Raw genomic sequence first — 16,331 nt, 5'->3', positions numbered from 1 at the left:
AAAGAAGTATGTTAAAAGTAGCAAATATATTTTCAAACGATATGGTTCTCCAGCGTGGTAAGAACATAACAGTCTGGGGACTTGGAGACGAGGAAAGAACTGTCACAGTTACTCTTAACGGCGTGTCAGTCCAGACGCAGGTCTGCGACGGCAGGTGGACAGCCGTTCTCCCTCCAATGAGTGCAGGCGGAGAGTATGAAATGACAGTTTCAGACGGCTGTACAGAAAAAAAATTCTGCCGTATCATGATAGGCGAAGTGTGGTTCTGCGGTGGCCAGTCAAATATGGAGCTTGAACTTCAAAACGCAAAGGGCGGCAAAGAAGTCCTCGAAAACCTCACCCCTGATTGCAACGTAAGATTTTATTACACTCAAAAGCGTGGCACTCTTGACGAAATGTTCTATGAGGACGAAAACAATACCGCATGGTCGCAGGCTTCAAAGGATAATTCAAGGGCATGGAGTGCAGTCGGCTTCTTCTTTGGAAGAAAGCTTGCCAAAGACCTTGGCGTAACAGTAGGACTTATCGGCTGTAACTGGGGCGGAACATCAGCCTCCGCATGGGTAGACAGACCGACCCTTGAAAACAACGCTGAAATAAGAAGCTACATAGACGAGTATGAAAAACGTATTGAGGGCAAAACTGTCGAGGAGCAGATAAAAGAATACAGAGATTATCAGAAATTTGAGCGTGTGTGGGATAAAAAATACGGCGAGCTTCTGCAAAAAGACCCAACAATGAGCTGGGAGAAAGCCAACGAGATCCTTGGCGATAAGAATTGGCCGGGTCCAATAAACTGCGTAAACCCATTCCGCCCAACAGGACTTTTTGAGACCATGGTGTCAAGAGTTTGTCCTTATACAATAAAAGGCTTCCTCTATTATCAGGGCGAGTCTGACGACCATAAGCCGGACAGCTATTACACCCTCCTCACATCTCTTATCAGGCTTTGGAGAGAGAAGTGGGGCGACGATGAGCTTCCGTTCATAATCGTCCAGCTCCCAATGTTCAAATATGCCGCCGACCCTGATTATAAGCATTGGTGTAAAATAAGAGAAGCACAAATGAGAGCATATAAGACAGTGAAAAATACAGGAATAGCTGTTATCTCAGATTGCGGCGAGTTCAACGAGATCCACCCAAAGAATAAAGTACCCGTTGGCGAAAGACTTTGTTTGCAGGCAGAAAAGCTTTTCTACGGCATGGACGTAAAAGCATTCGGACCTATCTATAAGTCGCTGGAGTATAAAAACGGTGGTATAGAGCTTAGCTTTGACCATGCCGAAAATGGCTTTGTAGTAAAAGGCGAAGCACAGGGCTTTGAGATAGCAGGCAAGGACGAAGAGTTCGTAAAAGCCGATATCACCATAAATGGCAGTAAAATATTCATAAAATCAGACGCCGTTGAAAAACCTCTCTATGCAAGATATAACTGGTTCAACTATTGCGAGGTAACTATCTTCAACGAAACAGGCATACCACTCGCACCATTCAGAACAGAAAAATAATACAAGAACGTCCCCTAAATGGGGGCGTTTTTTGTAGGGGACGGCGCCCTCGACGTCCTGCTCATCAAACTTTTTTTGCAGAAATCTGACACACCACTTTTTTTGCACTTCAACGTTTTTGATTTTTTTTACGAATTTTTTTGTAATTCGTACAAATATGGGTAGGGGCGAGCATCATTCGCCCGACTACCTTGATTGTCGCCCCATAAAACGCATTCCCAACGTTAATAAAATATTTATAATTAAAACTCTTGGCAAAATCTCCGCTGTGTGGTATAATAGAAGATATATAAATGAATTTGGAAAGGCTGGTCTTATTAATGAGAGCTGTTGTTACGGTTATAGGTAAGGACGCTGTAGGTATCCTTGCAAAGGTAAGCACAAAGTGTGCAGAATATAATGCGAATGTTATCGAGGTCACTCAGTCAGTTTTGCAGGACCTCTTTGCTATGATAATGCTTGTTGACATCACAAAGCTCAACTCCGATTTTGCTACCATGGCAGACGGACTTACAGAGCTTGGTCAGACAATGGGTGTAAAGATCCATACCATGCACGAGGATATTTTTAACTGTATGCACCATATCTAAAGAGGAGATTTCTGTAAAATGATTAATACATATGACGTGTTGGAAACGATACGAATGATACAGGACGATTGTCTTGATATTCGTACTATCACAATGGGCATTTCTCTGCTTGATTGTATCGACAGCGATATAAACGTTGCCTGCGAGAATGTCTATAAGAAGATAACCGCAAAAGCCGCAAGGCTTGTTGAGGTGGGCGAGCAGATAGAAAAGGAGCTTGGAATCCCGATCATAAATAAGAGAATTTCCGTTACCCCTATCGCTATCGTGTCTGCTGCCTGCAAGTGTTCACCTGTTCCATTCGCACACGCTATGGACAGAGCCGCAAAGGACGTTGGCGTAAACCTTATCGGTGGATATACAGCCCTCGTTCCAAAGGGCTTCTCCGCAGGCGATATCGAGCTTATCAAGTCTATCCCAGAGGCACTCGCTACTACTGAGAGAGTATGTTCCTCTGTAAATATCGGTTCAACAAAAACAGGTATCAATCTGGACGCCTGCAAAATGATGGGTGGCGTTGTAAGAGAGTGTGCAGAAAGAACAGTTGACTCTGCCTGCTTTGGCGCAGCAAAACTCGTTGTTTTCTGTAACGCAGTTGAAGATAACCCGTTCATGGCAGGTGCTTTCCATGGCGTTGGCGAACCTGATTGCATGATAAACGTGGGCGTATCAGGTCCTGGCGTTGTAAGAGCCGCTTTGAGAAAATATCCTGACGCTGATATCACAAAGATATCCGACGTTATCAAGGAGATTTCATATAAGATAACAAGAGTAGGTCAGCTCGTTGGAACTATCGCTTCCAAGCGTCTTGGCGTTCCATTCGGTATCGTTGACCTTTCACTCGCACCAACTCCGGCCGTAGGCGACTCTGTTGCCCATATTCTCGAGGAAATAGGTCTTGAAAAGTGCGGTACACATGGCACAACAGCAGCCCTCGCCCTGCTCAATGACGCAGTTAAAAAGGGCGGCGTAATGGCTTGCTCAAGAATAGGCGGACTTTCAGGTGCATTTATCCCTGTTTCTGAGGACGCAGGCATGATCGATGCCGCAAAGAGCGGTGCGCTCTGCATTGAAAAACTTGAAGCTATGACTGCTGTATGCTCAGTTGGTCTTGATATGATATGTATTCCTGGCGATACCCCAGCCGATACTATTTCTGCTATCATTGCAGACGAAGCTGCTATCGGTATGGTAAACAACAAGACCACCGCCGTAAGAGTTATCCCTGCTATTGGCAAGGGCGTTGGCGAAGAACTTGATTGGGGCGGACTTTTTGGCTGCGGACCTGTTATGCCGCTCAAAAAAGAGTCACCTTCCAAGTTCATCAATCGTGGCGGACAGATCCCTGCACCACTCCATTCTCTCAAAAACTAAATTTTCACGGCGGCAGAGCAATTCTGCCGCTGTTTTTGGTAAGGAGGAAAACAGATTGAAACGCTGTATGTTTGCAGACTTCACCTTTAAAATACCCTTTGAGGAGCGTATAAGACTTATAAAAGAGAACGGCTTTGACGGTGTAATGCTTGGCTTTTCTGACGGACTAAAATACACACAGTATGATATTGTACGAAATTTTGGACTGGAAATAGAAAACGTCCATTCACAGTTCGATCGCATGAACGCCCTTTGGACAATATGCCCAGAGAGCGAATATATCCTCCAACGAACACTTGAATGTGTCAGAGTGTGCGGTGAAAACGGCATAAAAACCATGATATGCCACCCCACTGACGGGCTTGTTCCGCCCGAAGTATCTCGTTTCGGTATAGAGAATTTCGCCAAGATAATACAGTGCGGAGAAGAAAACGGCGTCGATATCGTCTTTGAGAATATCCAGCTCCCGCAGTTTCTTGACGTGCTGTTTGATCAGTTCGGCAGCCTCGATAACGTGAAATTTTGCTATGACACAGGTCATGAGAATTGCTTCTCAAAGAATACCGATTGCCTGACGAAGTTTGGAAGCAAGCTTGCCTGCCTGCATATCCACGATAACGACGGCAACACCGACGGCCACATGATACCGTTTGACGGCAACCTGAACTTTGAGAAATTTCTCAGAAAGCTCAAAAACCTCGACCACCAGCCACCATTGTCATTAGAGCTTTATATGTCAAAGTCCACCATGTACCGAAATGCTGCACCTGACAGCTTTGTAAGACGTGCGGCAGAAGCGGCAAAACAGCTTGAAAAGCTTTACAATTCTATATAAGTACAAATTTCTGTACAGATAGGAGAACCTATGAAAACTCTTATAGATATGCACACCCACACAGGCTTTTCCCCAGATGGTGAGGGAACTGTAGAACAGTCTTTAGCAAAAGCCAAAGAGCTTGGCTTGGCGGCATTTGCCATAACTGACCATTGCGATTGCAATTTCCGCTATAAAGCCGACCATTACGGTGATCCTGAAGCCCTGAAAGACGGCATGATGTACGGCTCGGGGGAGTATGCCCCCGCAAGCATAGTCGCCCAGTATGAAGCTTCACAGCATCTGGAGGGTTTAAATTTTCTCTGCGGAATAGAGCTTGGCCAGCCTTTGCAGGATATAGAATTTGCCGAAGAGATAGCCTCCGACAAACGACTTGATTTTATCATCGGCTCACATCATCAGAATAAAGGCAAGGACGATTTCTATTGGATAGAGTACAAAAATATGGACTTGTCGCAAATCTATGCTCTCCTTGACGACTATTTCAAAGAAATGCTTGAAATGTGCAAATGGGGCAAGTTAGACGTTTTAGGACACCTCACATATCCTCTGCGATATATCCAAGGAGATTGCGGTATTCAAATAGACCTCGCCCCTTATGATGAGATAATAAGAGAAATTTTTTGTACACTTATTCAAAAAGGCAAGGGCATAGAGATAAATGTGTCGGGATTAAGGCAAAAATACGGCAAGCCCCTCCCGGACCTTGGCTATGTGAAGCTCTACAAAGCCCTCGGTGGCGAGATATTGACCATAGGCTCAGACGCCCACTGCACCGCAGATATCGGCAGGGATATTTCCGCAGGCGTAGAAATGGCGCAGGCGGCAGGCTTTAAGTATCTGACCTATTTCAAAAAGCACGAGCCGAAGTTTATCAAGATAGAAATATGATATCATATCAAAGCGCCGCAATTCTTGCTTTGCAGGGATAGGGCGTTTTGTTTTGCCGGTAACATTTAGCCCACCGATACATATAATTATATATAACTCTATCAGGCATAGTCCCATAGGAGGTATCCATATGAAAAAAACAGTTTTCCTCTGCGTCGGCGGTGACGCAAGACAAACATATACAGCTCAGACTCTCACTAAAATCGGCAGGGTCTATACTTACGGCATGGACGATAAAGGCGAGGACACTATCCCCCTCGCTCATCTCGATCAGCTCACCGAAAAGGCGGACGTTCTCGTACTTCCTCTCATGAAAGCTGACGGGCTGGATATCTCTTCTAGCCGTAATGTAAAGGTATCATGCAGTGACGTTTCAACGCATTTAAAGAAAAATGCACTCGTGGCAGGCGGTCTGCTCCGCCGTGATCAAATAGAATATTTCTCCTCTCTCGGCTTCGATGTTAAGGATTACTATAAGCGAGAGGAGCTTGTTATAAGAAATTGTATCCCCACGGCGGAGGGCGCTTTGCAAATAGCCATGCAGGAGCTTGCTGTTACCGTGAACGGTTCGACCGTCCTGGTTATTGGCTATGGCAGAGTAGCAAAAGCCTGCGCTAAGCTTTTTCGGGCTGTCGGCGCAGATGTGACTATATCCGCAAGAAAGCTTTCTGCGCTTGCAGAAGCTGAGGGCGCAGGCTATAAAGCAGAACTTATCACAGCTCTTGCGGAAAACATTTCGGGGTATACTATAATAATAAACACCGTCCCTGCCATGATACTTGATGAAAAGCTTTTGGGCGTAATGGATAAAAACTCTCTTATCATAGACCTTGCCTCCCGACCTGGCGGAGTAGATCATGAAACTGCCGCAAAGCTGAACAGGCGTGTGGTATGGGCATTGGGACTTCCAGCCAAAGCCGCACCTATGACTGCAGGAGAGATAATCGCCCGAACAGTCACGGACATTTTGAATGAAAGGGGAACAAAGAATGTCACTTGACGGCATACGAATAGGCTTTTGCATGACCGGCTCCTTCTGCACCTTTGAAAAGGCATTTGCCGCCGCAGAACGGCTTGTGCAGCAGGGCGCAAAGCTTGTGCCAATAATGTCTTTCAACGCCGCATCTATATCTACACGTTTTGGCACAGCGGAAGAAAACATCAAACGCCTTGAAACCATAGCAGGCCGCAAGGTCATATGCACCATAGAAGAAGCCGAGCCGATCGGACCGAAAAAGATGTGTGATATCATGGTAGTAGCACCCTGCACCTCAAACACGGCAGCAAAGCTTGCTCTTGGCTTGACGGACACTCCAGCCACCATGGCGGTAAAAAGTCACCTGAGAAATGCTCGTCCCGTGGTCATCGCCATATCGACAAATGACGCACTGGCAGGGTGTGCTAAAAACATAGGTTATCTGCAAAATCTGAGAAACTACTATTTCGTACCATATGCGCAAGACAACTGCGAAAAGAAGCCAAACTCCATAGTGGCTGAGTTTGAACTCATACCCGAAACTATTCAGTCGGCTCTTGATGGGATACAGCTTCAGCCTATCATAAGGGTAAAATAATCAAAAGCTCTCCGATACGCTCGGAGGGCTTTTTTTGCATTCACACATCTCTGATAACCGCACCCCTACAGATATTCGGGCAAGTCCTGCCGCCGCAAAATCGCTTCGCTCGGCGCTTGAGGGCAGCTTTGCTCATTCCTAATTTCTAATTCCTAATTCCTCATTCCTCACTCCTCACTTCTTTCGCCCTTGTGCAATCTGCTTTATAACAAGTCTAAACTTTGTTCACATTCACGAAAGAAATTTTTCTTTCCGCTCTTGCTATTTATGTGAAAATAGTATATAATTATCTTATGCGGTTGATATATTTTGTGTAAATGATACATATAATTATACTGCATATCACATTAAGCCGTCCAACGGCATAGATTGGAGCGATCAACTTGAAAAAATACGACAGCACAAAAATAAAAAATATTGCTATTGCAGGTCAGGCAGGTTCTGGAAAGACCTCTCTGACTGAGGCACTGCTATATAAAAGCGGAGCTACTGACAGGCTCGGCAAGATAACTGACGGAAACACTGTTTCTGATTATACCCCTGATGAGATAAAGAGAAAATGTTCTGTTTACACATCTCTTTCTTCTTTGGAAACTGGCGAGTTCAAGGTAAATCTTCTTGATACTCCCGGTATGTTCGATTATGAGGGCGAAGCTGTTGAGGGCATTGCCGCAAGCGGTTGCGTACTCATCACTGTATCAGGTAAATCAGGCGTTCGTGTAGGTACTCACAAGGCTTATGACCTTGCAAAGAAAATGGGCAAGCCTACAATGTTCGTTGTAACAAAGCTTGATGACGATAACGCAAACTTCAATAACGTTCTTACTCAGCTCAAAGCAGAGTTCGGACCTACAGTTTGCCCTGTTGTTGTGCCTGTTATCGCAGACAGAAAGATAGTTTCTTATGTAAATCTCATTGAGATGAAAGCATATAAGTATGAAGACGGCAAGGCAGTTGAAACTGATATGCCTACAGCTGAGGTATCAGAGAAAATGGGCTATCGTATCGACGGACTTATCGAAGCCGTGTCCGAAGCCGTTGCAGAAACTGACGAGGCGCTTTTTGAAAAGTTCTTCTCAGGCGAAGCATTCACACAGAAAGAGCTTACCGACGGAATACATAGCGGCATGAACTCAGGCATTATAACTCCTGTTACCTGCGTTTCTTCCACAGATCTCTCAGGTGTTGATATGCTCCTTAAGGAGATAGACCTACTGCTCCCTCCTCCGTCAGAAAAGGACGCTATGATAGGCGAAACAGCAGACGGCGAAGCTGTTGAGGTCGCTTGCGTTGAAAGCGACCCTATGAGCGCATTTGTATTCAAGACAGTTGCTGACCCATTTGTTGGCAAGATGTCATATATAAAGGTATTTTCAGGAAAGCTTACACCTAACAAGGAGGTTGTGAACGCTACCACAGGAAGCACCGAAAAGGTCGGAAAGCTTGTTACGCTTCAGGGCAAAAAGCAGATAGACGTTGCCGAAGCAGGCTGTGGAGATATCGTTGTTGCAATGAAGATGAACGTGAACACCAACGATACTATCTGTGACTCCACGAGAGTTGTTAAGTTTGCACCTATGACCTTCCCTAAGCCGTGCTACAAAATGGCAGTAAGAGCTAAAAAGCAGGGCGATGAAAGCAAGATATCCGCCGCAATGACAAGACTTATGGAAGAAGACCTTACTATAGATTACAAGCTCGACCCGTCAACAAACGAAATGATACTCAGCACCTTGGGCGGACTTCACCTTGATTCTGTTGTGGGCAGACTTGCGGGAACATTCGGCGTTGAAGTAGAAACTTCTGTGCCTAAGATCTCCTATCGTGAAACAATCAGAAAGAAAGTCAAGGTGCAGGGCAGACATAAGAAGCAGTCAGGCGGTCACGGTCAGTATGGCGACGTTTGGATAGAATTTGAGCCATGCGTATCTGACGACCTTGTATTTGAAGAAAAGGTGTTTGGCGGAGCAGTTCCAAAGAACTTCTTCCCAGCCGTAGAAAAGGGCTTGCAGGAAAGCGTAAAGAAAGGCGTTCTCGCAGGTTTCCCTGTAGTAGGTCTGAAAGCTATCCTTGTGGACGGCTCATATCACCCCGTTGACAGCTCAGAAATGGCATTTAAAATGGCAGCTTCTATCGCATACAAAGAGGGTATGCGTCAGGCAGAGCCTGTTCTCCTCGAACCGATCGGCTCCTTGAGCGTTTTCGTACCTGACGATAACACTGGCGACATGATGGGCGAGCTTAATAAGAGAAGAGGCAGAGTTCTGGGCATGAATCCTGCGGAAAAGAAGGGCATGACAGAAATAGTTGCGGAAGTTCCAATGGCTGAAATGGCAGACTTCACGTTGCTTCTGAGACAAATGACACAGGGTCAGGGCGTGTTCACATTTGAAAAAGCACGTTACGAGCCGCTTCCTGCAAATCTTGTTGCAGACGTTATCGCAAAGAACGCAGTGGCAGATTGATTTTTTTGGAATAGAATTTTTAAGGGATAATTATAGAATTGTGATAAGGACAGTACGGGAATGTTTCGGGCGTTCCCGTACTTTTTTGCACAAAAAAACAGACGGAATAAAAACCGTCTGCAATTATCATATGTATTGAATACGCCATAGTAGGGGCGAACAGTGTTCGCCCGTTTCCTGTCAGCTTTTATGTGACGCACATATCACCCATTCCAGTATTTTCTGTCAAGGCTTCGATACTGAACAGCCATTGCGATATGCTTTTTGTCTATGACCTCTGCACCGTCCATATCCGCAACAGTTCGTGCGACTTTAAGTATGCGGTCATAGGCTCTTGCTGAAAGACCCAGCCTGTCAAAAACGTTCTCCAAAAGCTTCGAAGCCTCATCTGTCACAGGGCAGACCTCGTGAAGAATATCAGAAGTTATTCGTGCGTTGCAGGTTATGCTAGTGCCTTTGAAACGCTCGTTTTGTATGTCACGGGCTTTTTGAACACGCTCTCTTATGGACGCTGATGACTCCTCTTTGGCAGTGGAAGAAAGATCTGCAAACTCAACAGGTGCGACCTCCAAATGAATGTCGAAACGGTCGAGAAGTGGTCCGCTGACTTTGGAAAGATAGCTTGAAACTTGTTTCGGAGAGCATATGCACTTTCTTGTGGGGTGACCAAAATATCCGCATGGACATGGATTCATTGCAGCAATAAGCATGAACGAACATGGGTATGTTATCGACCCTGACACTCTGGATATGGTCACCTGCCTGTCCTCCAAAGGCTGACGTAAGATCTCAAGGGCAGGGCGTGAAAACTCTGCAAGCTCGTCAAGAAAAAGCAAGCCGTTATGTGCAAGGGATATCTCGCCGGGCTTTGGCACAGAGCCTCCGCCTGAAAGTCCTGCTGGTGAAACTGTATGATGCGGTGAACGGAAAGGTCTGGCGGTGATAAGAGGACTGTTGCTGTCCAAAAGTCCTGCCACAGAATGGATATTTGTGGTTTCTATGGACTCCTCAAAGGTCATGGCAGGAAGTATCGACGGCATACGTTTTGCAAGCATTGATTTTCCTGAGCCAGGCGAACCTATCATAAGAACGTTGTGACCGCCTGCCGCTGCGACCTCTAATGCTTTTTTTGCCGCTGATTGTCCTTTTACGTCGGCAAAATCAAGACTTCCGAAATAGCTTTCAGCGGTGGGCTTATAATGTGCCGCAGGAACTATTGCCGCCTTTTTCTCAAAGTGAAAAACAAGCTCACGTAAAGACCTTACGCCATAGGCTTTTATACCCTCCACAACGGAAGCTTCACGAACATTGTCGGTAGGAACATATATCTCAGAAAGTCCCATTTTCTGCGCCATTATGGTCATAGGCAAAACGCCCTGAACAGGTCTTACTTCTCCGCTGAGAGAAAGCTCACCGATAAAAGCGGAGGTGGAAAGCATACTGTCATCAACAAGGTCAGCCATTCGCAAGAGTGCAACTGCCACGGCTAAGTCATAGACCGAGCCTGTTTTTCTCACATCGGCAGGTGCAAGATTTATGATTATTTTTCTCAGAGGCAATGTTATCTCGCTTGAACGCAGTGCAGAACGCACACGTTCACGGCTTTCTTTTACAGATGCGTCTGCAAGCCCCACGATATCGAAAGAGGGCAGACCCTTTGAAGCTTCTATCTCCACCTTGACCGCAAAGGCATTAAGCCCCAGCAGACCTACACTGTTTATTACAGCAAACACGTTGACTTCTCTCCCTTACAGCTTAATCTGAACACATTTCAGAGCTTATGATATCGAGCAGAAAATCTGCAATATCATTATACACTTCGCGGCGGTTGGTTTCGTTCACAAGCTCGTGACGTGCATTTTCGTATATCTTCATCTCAACGTCACAGCCGTTGAGGGACAGCCTGTTGAACACGTTTAGTACGCCTTTTCCGTAGTTTCCCACAGGGTCGGCACTGCCTGCTATAAGATAGGTAGGCAAAGTTTTCGGATAGGTGGAGAACCACTTTTCATTTGAAACATACCACAAAAGCTTTGCAAGATTTTCAAAGCCGTTTAGGGTGAAAATAAAGTTGCATTTAGGGTCTTTTTCGTAGGTGGAAACTATTTCAGGGTCACGGGATATCCAATCATATTCGCTGACCTTATCGGTTATTTTTCTTGTATAAGCACCGAAAGCAAGCTTATTTACAGCGTTGCTCCTATATTTATCACCATGGAGTATTTTGAGGCTGTCAACAAGGGTGAGCAAAGCAGGGATACCCGCCATGCCGCCGCTTGTTCCACAGAAGATAGCCGCTGTGAGGTTTCTGCCATGCTTGGTGACAAAAGCTCTTGCAAGGAAGCTTCCCATGCTGTGACCGAGAAGAAAATACGGCTTGTCAGGGTAGTTGTGTTTCATCATTTTTGTGAGAGTATACATATCCTCGACAGCGTTTTCCCAGCCATGTTCAGGGGAGAAGTAGCCAAGCTCGGAGCTATCGTTCACACTGTCGCCATGACCGAGGTGGTCGTTTCCGCAGACAGCAAAGCCCAATCCTGTGAGGAACTCAGCGAGGTCGTCATAGCGTCTGAAATATTCGCACATACCATGGGATATCTGAACGACACCTCTTACTGTGCCGATAGGGAAACGAACGTAATACGCGATCTTATGAAGTCCGTCAGAGGACGGATAGTAGCTTTTGAAATGGGTACAATTCATAGAAATTTACCTCCTTAGGGTTAGGATTTCATGCAATTTTACTTATCAATAGTATAGCACTTTTTGGGGGAATAATCAAGGGGAAGTTTTTTAATAGGAGCGGAGTTTAATGTAGTGCTACAATAGATATTGGACAAAATTAAGAAAAAAGAAAAGAGAGATAGGCAAAAATCTGATAAAATAAAGTTACCACACCAAATACAAATCAGAAAGGAAGCCTATCTCTCATGAATAGTATAACACAAGATATGAAGTTTCGTCAATCCTTAATGAATTACGCAAAGAAATATGGAGTGAGCCGAGCGAGCAGAAAATACAATAAATCACGTTCATATATATATTTCTGGCTGAAACGCTGGGACGGAAGTGTGGAGTCCCTTGCAGTTAAATCACGCCGACCGCATCATCATCCCAACGAGCATACCAAGGAAGAAATAGATCTTATCAAAAGGTATCACAAACGAAACCCAACGCTTGAGCTTCCCGAACTATGGCATCGTCTCAGGAAACAAGGGTATACACGCTGTCTTGAAAGTCTTTACAGGGTTATGAAAAAATTAGGAATGCTTCCGAAAAAGCCGAAGAAAGCGACGTATAAACCAAAGCCATACGAGCAGATGACATACCCCGGAGAACGTGTTCAAGTGGACGTAAAGGTAGTTCCGAGAAAGTGTATAGCTGACCCAGAGATGAAGCTGTACCAATACACGGCGATCGATGAGTATACCAGGATAAGATTTTTATACGGATATGAGGAGCAAAGCACCTATTCTTCAGCAGACTTTGTAAAAAGGCTGGTGAAATGGTACAAACGCAGAGGAATAACGGTGAAATGTATTCAGACCGACAATGGATTTGAATTTACTAACCGCTTTTCGCCAAGCAAAAGAGACAAGAAAACGCTGTTTGAGAATACGCTCTCACAACTTGGCATTGAACACAAACTCATTCGTCCATATACGCCTAGGCACAATGGCAAAGTAGAGCGCAGTCACCGAGAAGATCACAACAAATTCTATTCGTGCCATAGGTTTTATTCCTGCGACGACTTAAACGTGCAGCTAGCTGCACGTTTAAGTCGAACAAACAACCGTCCTATGCGTCCCCTCAAATGGTTTTCGCCTATCGAATTTCTTAATAATAGTGTCCAATATGATTGACAAACCTACACCATGGCTTGCCGGCAATATTTTTTTCACTATATTTTTTCATATTGTTCATATCAATATAATATGATTTATGTGCTCTATGAAAAGCAACAAAAAAGCGCCATTTTTCGCACTTTTTAGGCTAGCACCTACAAAATTCATCATGATAATTTGTACAAATTTAGTCTTGCAAAAACGTTTAAAATAGTATATAATATATCTGTTAAAGTAAAGTGTTTTTGTTTATAACATTAAACCAAATATCAAAGAAAGAAACAAATGTATGAAAATAAAAAAAGAAATAAACCTCTTTGCAGGAATGTTCACCGCAGAGGAAATATATCGCTATGGTGATATCATACTGCTGTTAGGTCATATAATATATCTTGTGCTGTTTTATCGGTTCGGAGTATACCAAATGGTATATTACAACTATTTCAGCGTAGCATTCTATGCAGCGATGTATTTCCTGCTTCATTTTAAGAAGATAGGCAAAATGTCATTTACTTACCTTGTGCTTGGCGAGATAATAGTACACGCCTGCATGGGTGCTTATTACATAGGCTGGTCAGCAGGATTTACGCAGATAATGCTGTGTATAATACCTATTCCATTTTTCATTGTACAAAACAGGAAAGCGATACCATATATACTTTCGTCCTTTGATGTTGTTGTGTTCATAGTCATGCGTATCATAGTCACAAACAGGGTCGCACCTTACAGCTTTGATACCAACAGAGAGAATATCTTATACATTTACAATACTCTATGCAGCTTTATTATAATTATCTATGTATCTTCCATATACATTTTCACAAATGAGCATAACAAGCGTGAAGCAAAAGCACAGAACGAAAAGCTTCAAAAGCTCGCTACTATCGACCCACTCACTCAGCTTTTCAACCGCCGTGCCATGATGGATTTTATCAAAAAGATAGAAAGCAACAGCCGCAGGACAAACAGCGTATATTCTATGTGTTTGGGCGATATCGATGATTTCAAGCACGTTAATGATACATATGGTCACGAAGTCGGTGACAAGGTACTTAGAGCGGTATCAGATGTTATAGCTGGAAACGTGCCTAGCGAGGGCTATGTGTGCCGTTGGGGCGGTGAGGAAATACTATTCGTTGTGCCAAATACAGACACAGAAAGCTGTGAGAAGATAGCAAAGAGCATTTGCCAGAAAATACATGAGTGTACATTTAAGGAAAATTCTCGAAGTTTCAATATATCCATGACTTTTGGAGTTTACTCAGTGACTCCGAACGAAAACTATGACGAGGGTATCTCAAAAGTGGATAAGTTGCTATACAAGGGCAAAAATCAGGGCAAAAACTGCGTTGTATCTAAATAAAATCAAGGCAGCCGTGTAGGAAAAACTCCACGGCTGCCATTTTCATGCCTATTTTGCAGAGAGATATCCTCTCATGTCTACAGAAAGGCGTTCCTCAAGACATATAAGCTCCTTGGCAATGTTCTTGGACTTCTCGTCTGCCGCCTTATAATTGTTGAGATATCCAGACAGGGACTTCACGCCCATATTACAGCCGTCTGTTATAAAATCTGCCACAGCGTCGTCACTGCTCTCTGCCGCAAGCTTGAAGTTGGTTTTAAGCCATGCCATGCCCTTTGCCATAGCAGGCGGTTCTTTTCCGCTGTCATGATATGAATTTAAAAGTCCCTGAAGCTTCTCCTGTATCTCCACATGCCCTGCAAGATTTTTCTCTAACGTTCGCTTTAGCTCTCCGTTTGAAGTGTATTTCAGCGAATCCTCAATAGACTGCACGCCCATTTTTATTCCTGCATCGCACTCCCTGAGAAGCTTTATTGTATCCTTTTCTATCATCTAAGTTCGCTCCTTTCATAATTGCAAATAGTTTTCCACAAAAATTTCTCTTTATGCCTGCATAAATTCAGCAAAACTATTGAAAAATCTTTAAATTTGTGATATAATTTCTTCATGGCTTATGCCTGAAGTATATAAGGGGGTATTTTAAATGGGAGAACACAAACATTACAAAGAGTCGGGCAAATTCAGCCCAGTTGGAGCAGTGCTCATGGTGCTTGCAACGGCAGTATGCGGCGGATTGCTTTTCTGGCTCTATCTGCTTTTTGAGGGCTGGTGCACTATCATCTATCTCAATGTTATCGCTGCGATAGCGGTGTCATGCGCACTTGGCTTTGTGGGAGGAAAGATAGTCAGAGCATTCAAAATGCGAAACACAGTTGTGGCAGTTGCCTGTGCAGTAGTAGGCTTTTTATTTGCCTCATATTTTAAATGGGCGCTGTATGATTACAACGATCTGAAAAAATATGGCTATGAGCTTATGGAAGAATACACAGCCTATGATTATTATGACGAGCTGAATATGCTTTTCGATGAAAACACAGACGGCTTCGGTGATTATTATGACTTTTATCACCAGACCAAGGCATATGATCTTTTCAGCAACGATTCAACAGGCGATTTCTCAGACGAGGACATTGCCACGATGCAGAAAAAGTCTGTATGGCAGTTTTTCGAGCTTGACAAACTCCTTGGCAAGGATAAAAAATCCGCACAGAAAAGCCTTGAAAAGTCATACACCATGAACGCATACGACTACACTTATGATTACAGAGATTATGATAAAACAGGACTTTTTGACATAATCGCACACCCTTCCGACCTTTGGAATGATATAAAGTCTATCAACAAGGAGGGTCGCTGGTCTTACAAGTCATCACATTCATCAAGAGATAACGGCTCGCTTGTGAACGGCACGATCCTGTGGATAGTATGGGGCAGTGAATTTATCCTTCTGCTGGCTTTCCTTGTGGGCGGTGTGAGAATCAAGTCAAAAGAGCCTTTTATCGAGTCTGAGGACGATTGGGCAGAATACAAAAACCTCAAGGATGCATACAAATTCATGGTGCCTGAGGACATAAAGTCATTTAAGGTTTCAATGGAGCAAAGCCCTTACACGCTTTTTGATTATCAGACGGCTGTTACTCAATTCCTGCCTACATATATGGTGATAGATTGCTATGTGAGCAAGTCAGGCAATGAGAATTATCTAACAGTTTATCAGCAGACGATCAACCCTAAGAACAAAAATCCTGACACAAAGGTGCTTGTGAAAAACCTCTTTGTTGACGGTGATTTCATGAACAGGCTCTATTCCCTTGCAAATTTTGCTCCGCAAATGCAGGACGTTCAGCAGACACCACAGTAAGGAAAGAATAAAGACATACAAAAAA

At 44.2% G+C, this 16,331-nt stretch carries 14 protein-coding genes; 11 read left to right on the top strand and 3 right to left on the bottom strand.

The window, feature by feature from the left end:
- Nucleotides 1-8 precede the first annotated feature (8 nt).
- The 8 genes from OCV57_RS04610 to OCV57_RS04575 all read left to right on the top strand — a co-directional run bounded on the left by OCV57_RS04610 (nt 9) and on the right by OCV57_RS04575 (nt 9,237).
- Nucleotides 9-1,508: a sialate O-acetylesterase gene (locus OCV57_RS04610; protein WP_267300604.1), complete on the top strand. Its 1,500-nt coding sequence runs from the start codon at nt 9-11 to the stop codon at nt 1,506-1,508.
- A 320-nt stretch (nt 1,509-1,828) separates the two neighbouring features.
- Nucleotides 1,829-2,098: an ACT domain-containing protein gene (locus tag OCV57_RS04605; protein WP_022286601.1), complete on the top strand. Its 270-nt coding sequence runs from the start codon at nt 1,829-1,831 to the stop codon at nt 2,096-2,098.
- A gap of 18 nt (nt 2,099-2,116) precedes the next feature.
- Nucleotides 2,117-3,472, top strand: a complete 1,356-nt coding sequence (locus OCV57_RS04600) for a PFL family protein (RefSeq protein WP_022286600.1) — start codon at nt 2,117-2,119, stop codon at nt 3,470-3,472.
- A gap of 55 nt (nt 3,473-3,527) precedes the next feature.
- On the top strand, nt 3,528-4,307 hold the full coding sequence (locus tag OCV57_RS04595) for a sugar phosphate isomerase/epimerase family protein (RefSeq protein WP_267300603.1): 780 nt from the start codon (nt 3,528-3,530) through the stop codon (nt 4,305-4,307).
- Nucleotides 4,308-4,337: 30 nt separating this feature from the next.
- Nucleotides 4,338-5,198, top strand: a complete 861-nt coding sequence (locus OCV57_RS04590) for a histidinol-phosphatase HisJ family protein (protein ID WP_022286598.1) — start codon at nt 4,338-4,340, stop codon at nt 5,196-5,198.
- Between the two features lie 130 nt (nt 5,199-5,328).
- A complete protein-coding gene (locus OCV57_RS04585) occupies nt 5,329-6,198 on the top strand; it encodes a dipicolinate synthase subunit DpsA (RefSeq protein WP_038671122.1) in 870 nt (289 codons plus the stop codon).
- Complete coding sequence (locus OCV57_RS04580; RefSeq protein ID WP_267300601.1) at nt 6,170-6,772, top strand: dipicolinate synthase subunit B; 603 nt, start codon at nt 6,170-6,172, stop codon at nt 6,770-6,772. The genes OCV57_RS04585 and OCV57_RS04580 overlap by 29 nt, the downstream gene beginning before the upstream one ends.
- Nucleotides 6,773-7,155: 383 nt before the next feature.
- Nucleotides 7,156-9,237, top strand: coding sequence for an elongation factor G (locus tag OCV57_RS04575; protein ID WP_118053775.1), 2,082 nt, complete (start codon nt 7,156-7,158; stop codon nt 9,235-9,237).
- Nucleotides 9,238-9,440: 203 nt separating this feature from the next.
- Here the strand turns inward: OCV57_RS04575 and OCV57_RS04570 are convergent, their stop codons facing one another.
- Both OCV57_RS04570 and OCV57_RS04565 read right to left on the bottom strand, forming a co-directional pair.
- Entirely contained in the window at nt 9,441-10,970 is a 1,530-nt protein-coding gene (locus OCV57_RS04570; RefSeq protein ID WP_117958032.1) for a YifB family Mg chelatase-like AAA ATPase, read from the bottom strand.
- A 22-nt stretch (nt 10,971-10,992) separates the two neighbouring features.
- Entirely contained in the window at nt 10,993-11,940 is a 948-nt protein-coding gene (locus OCV57_RS04565) for an alpha/beta fold hydrolase (RefSeq protein WP_195387876.1), read from the bottom strand.
- A 227-nt stretch (nt 11,941-12,167) separates the two neighbouring features.
- On the opposite strand from OCV57_RS04565, the gene OCV57_RS04560 reads away from it, so the two are divergent.
- Nucleotides 12,168-13,100 (top strand): IS481 family transposase, encoded by a 933-nt coding sequence (locus tag OCV57_RS04560; RefSeq protein ID WP_038671504.1) that lies wholly within the window; start codon nt 12,168-12,170, stop codon nt 13,098-13,100.
- A 271-nt stretch (nt 13,101-13,371) separates the two neighbouring features.
- Nucleotides 13,372-14,445, top strand: a complete 1,074-nt coding sequence (locus tag OCV57_RS04555) for a GGDEF domain-containing protein (protein ID WP_267300596.1) — start codon at nt 13,372-13,374, stop codon at nt 14,443-14,445.
- 48 nt (nt 14,446-14,493) lie between these two features.
- Here the strand turns inward: OCV57_RS04555 and OCV57_RS04550 are convergent, their stop codons facing one another.
- On the bottom strand, nt 14,494-14,937 hold the full coding sequence (locus OCV57_RS04550; RefSeq protein ID WP_022288477.1) for a hypothetical protein: 444 nt from the start codon (nt 14,935-14,937) through the stop codon (nt 14,494-14,496).
- Between the two features lie 151 nt (nt 14,938-15,088).
- Between OCV57_RS04550 and OCV57_RS04545 the strand changes: the two genes are divergently transcribed.
- The gene (locus OCV57_RS04545; protein WP_267300595.1) at nt 15,089-16,306 is read left to right on the top strand and encodes a hypothetical protein; all 1,218 of its coding nucleotides are present in this window, start codon (nt 15,089-15,091) and stop codon (nt 16,304-16,306) included.
- The last annotated feature ends 25 nt before the right edge of the window (nt 16,307-16,331 follow it).

Source organism: Hominimerdicola aceti, assembly GCF_025567495.1.
In the GTDB taxonomy this organism is placed as follows: Bacteria; Bacillota; Clostridia; order Oscillospirales; family Ruminococcaceae; genus Hominimerdicola; species Hominimerdicola aceti.
Note: the sequence above shows the minus strand (reverse complement) of the source record. Positions and strands in the feature narration are given on the sequence as shown.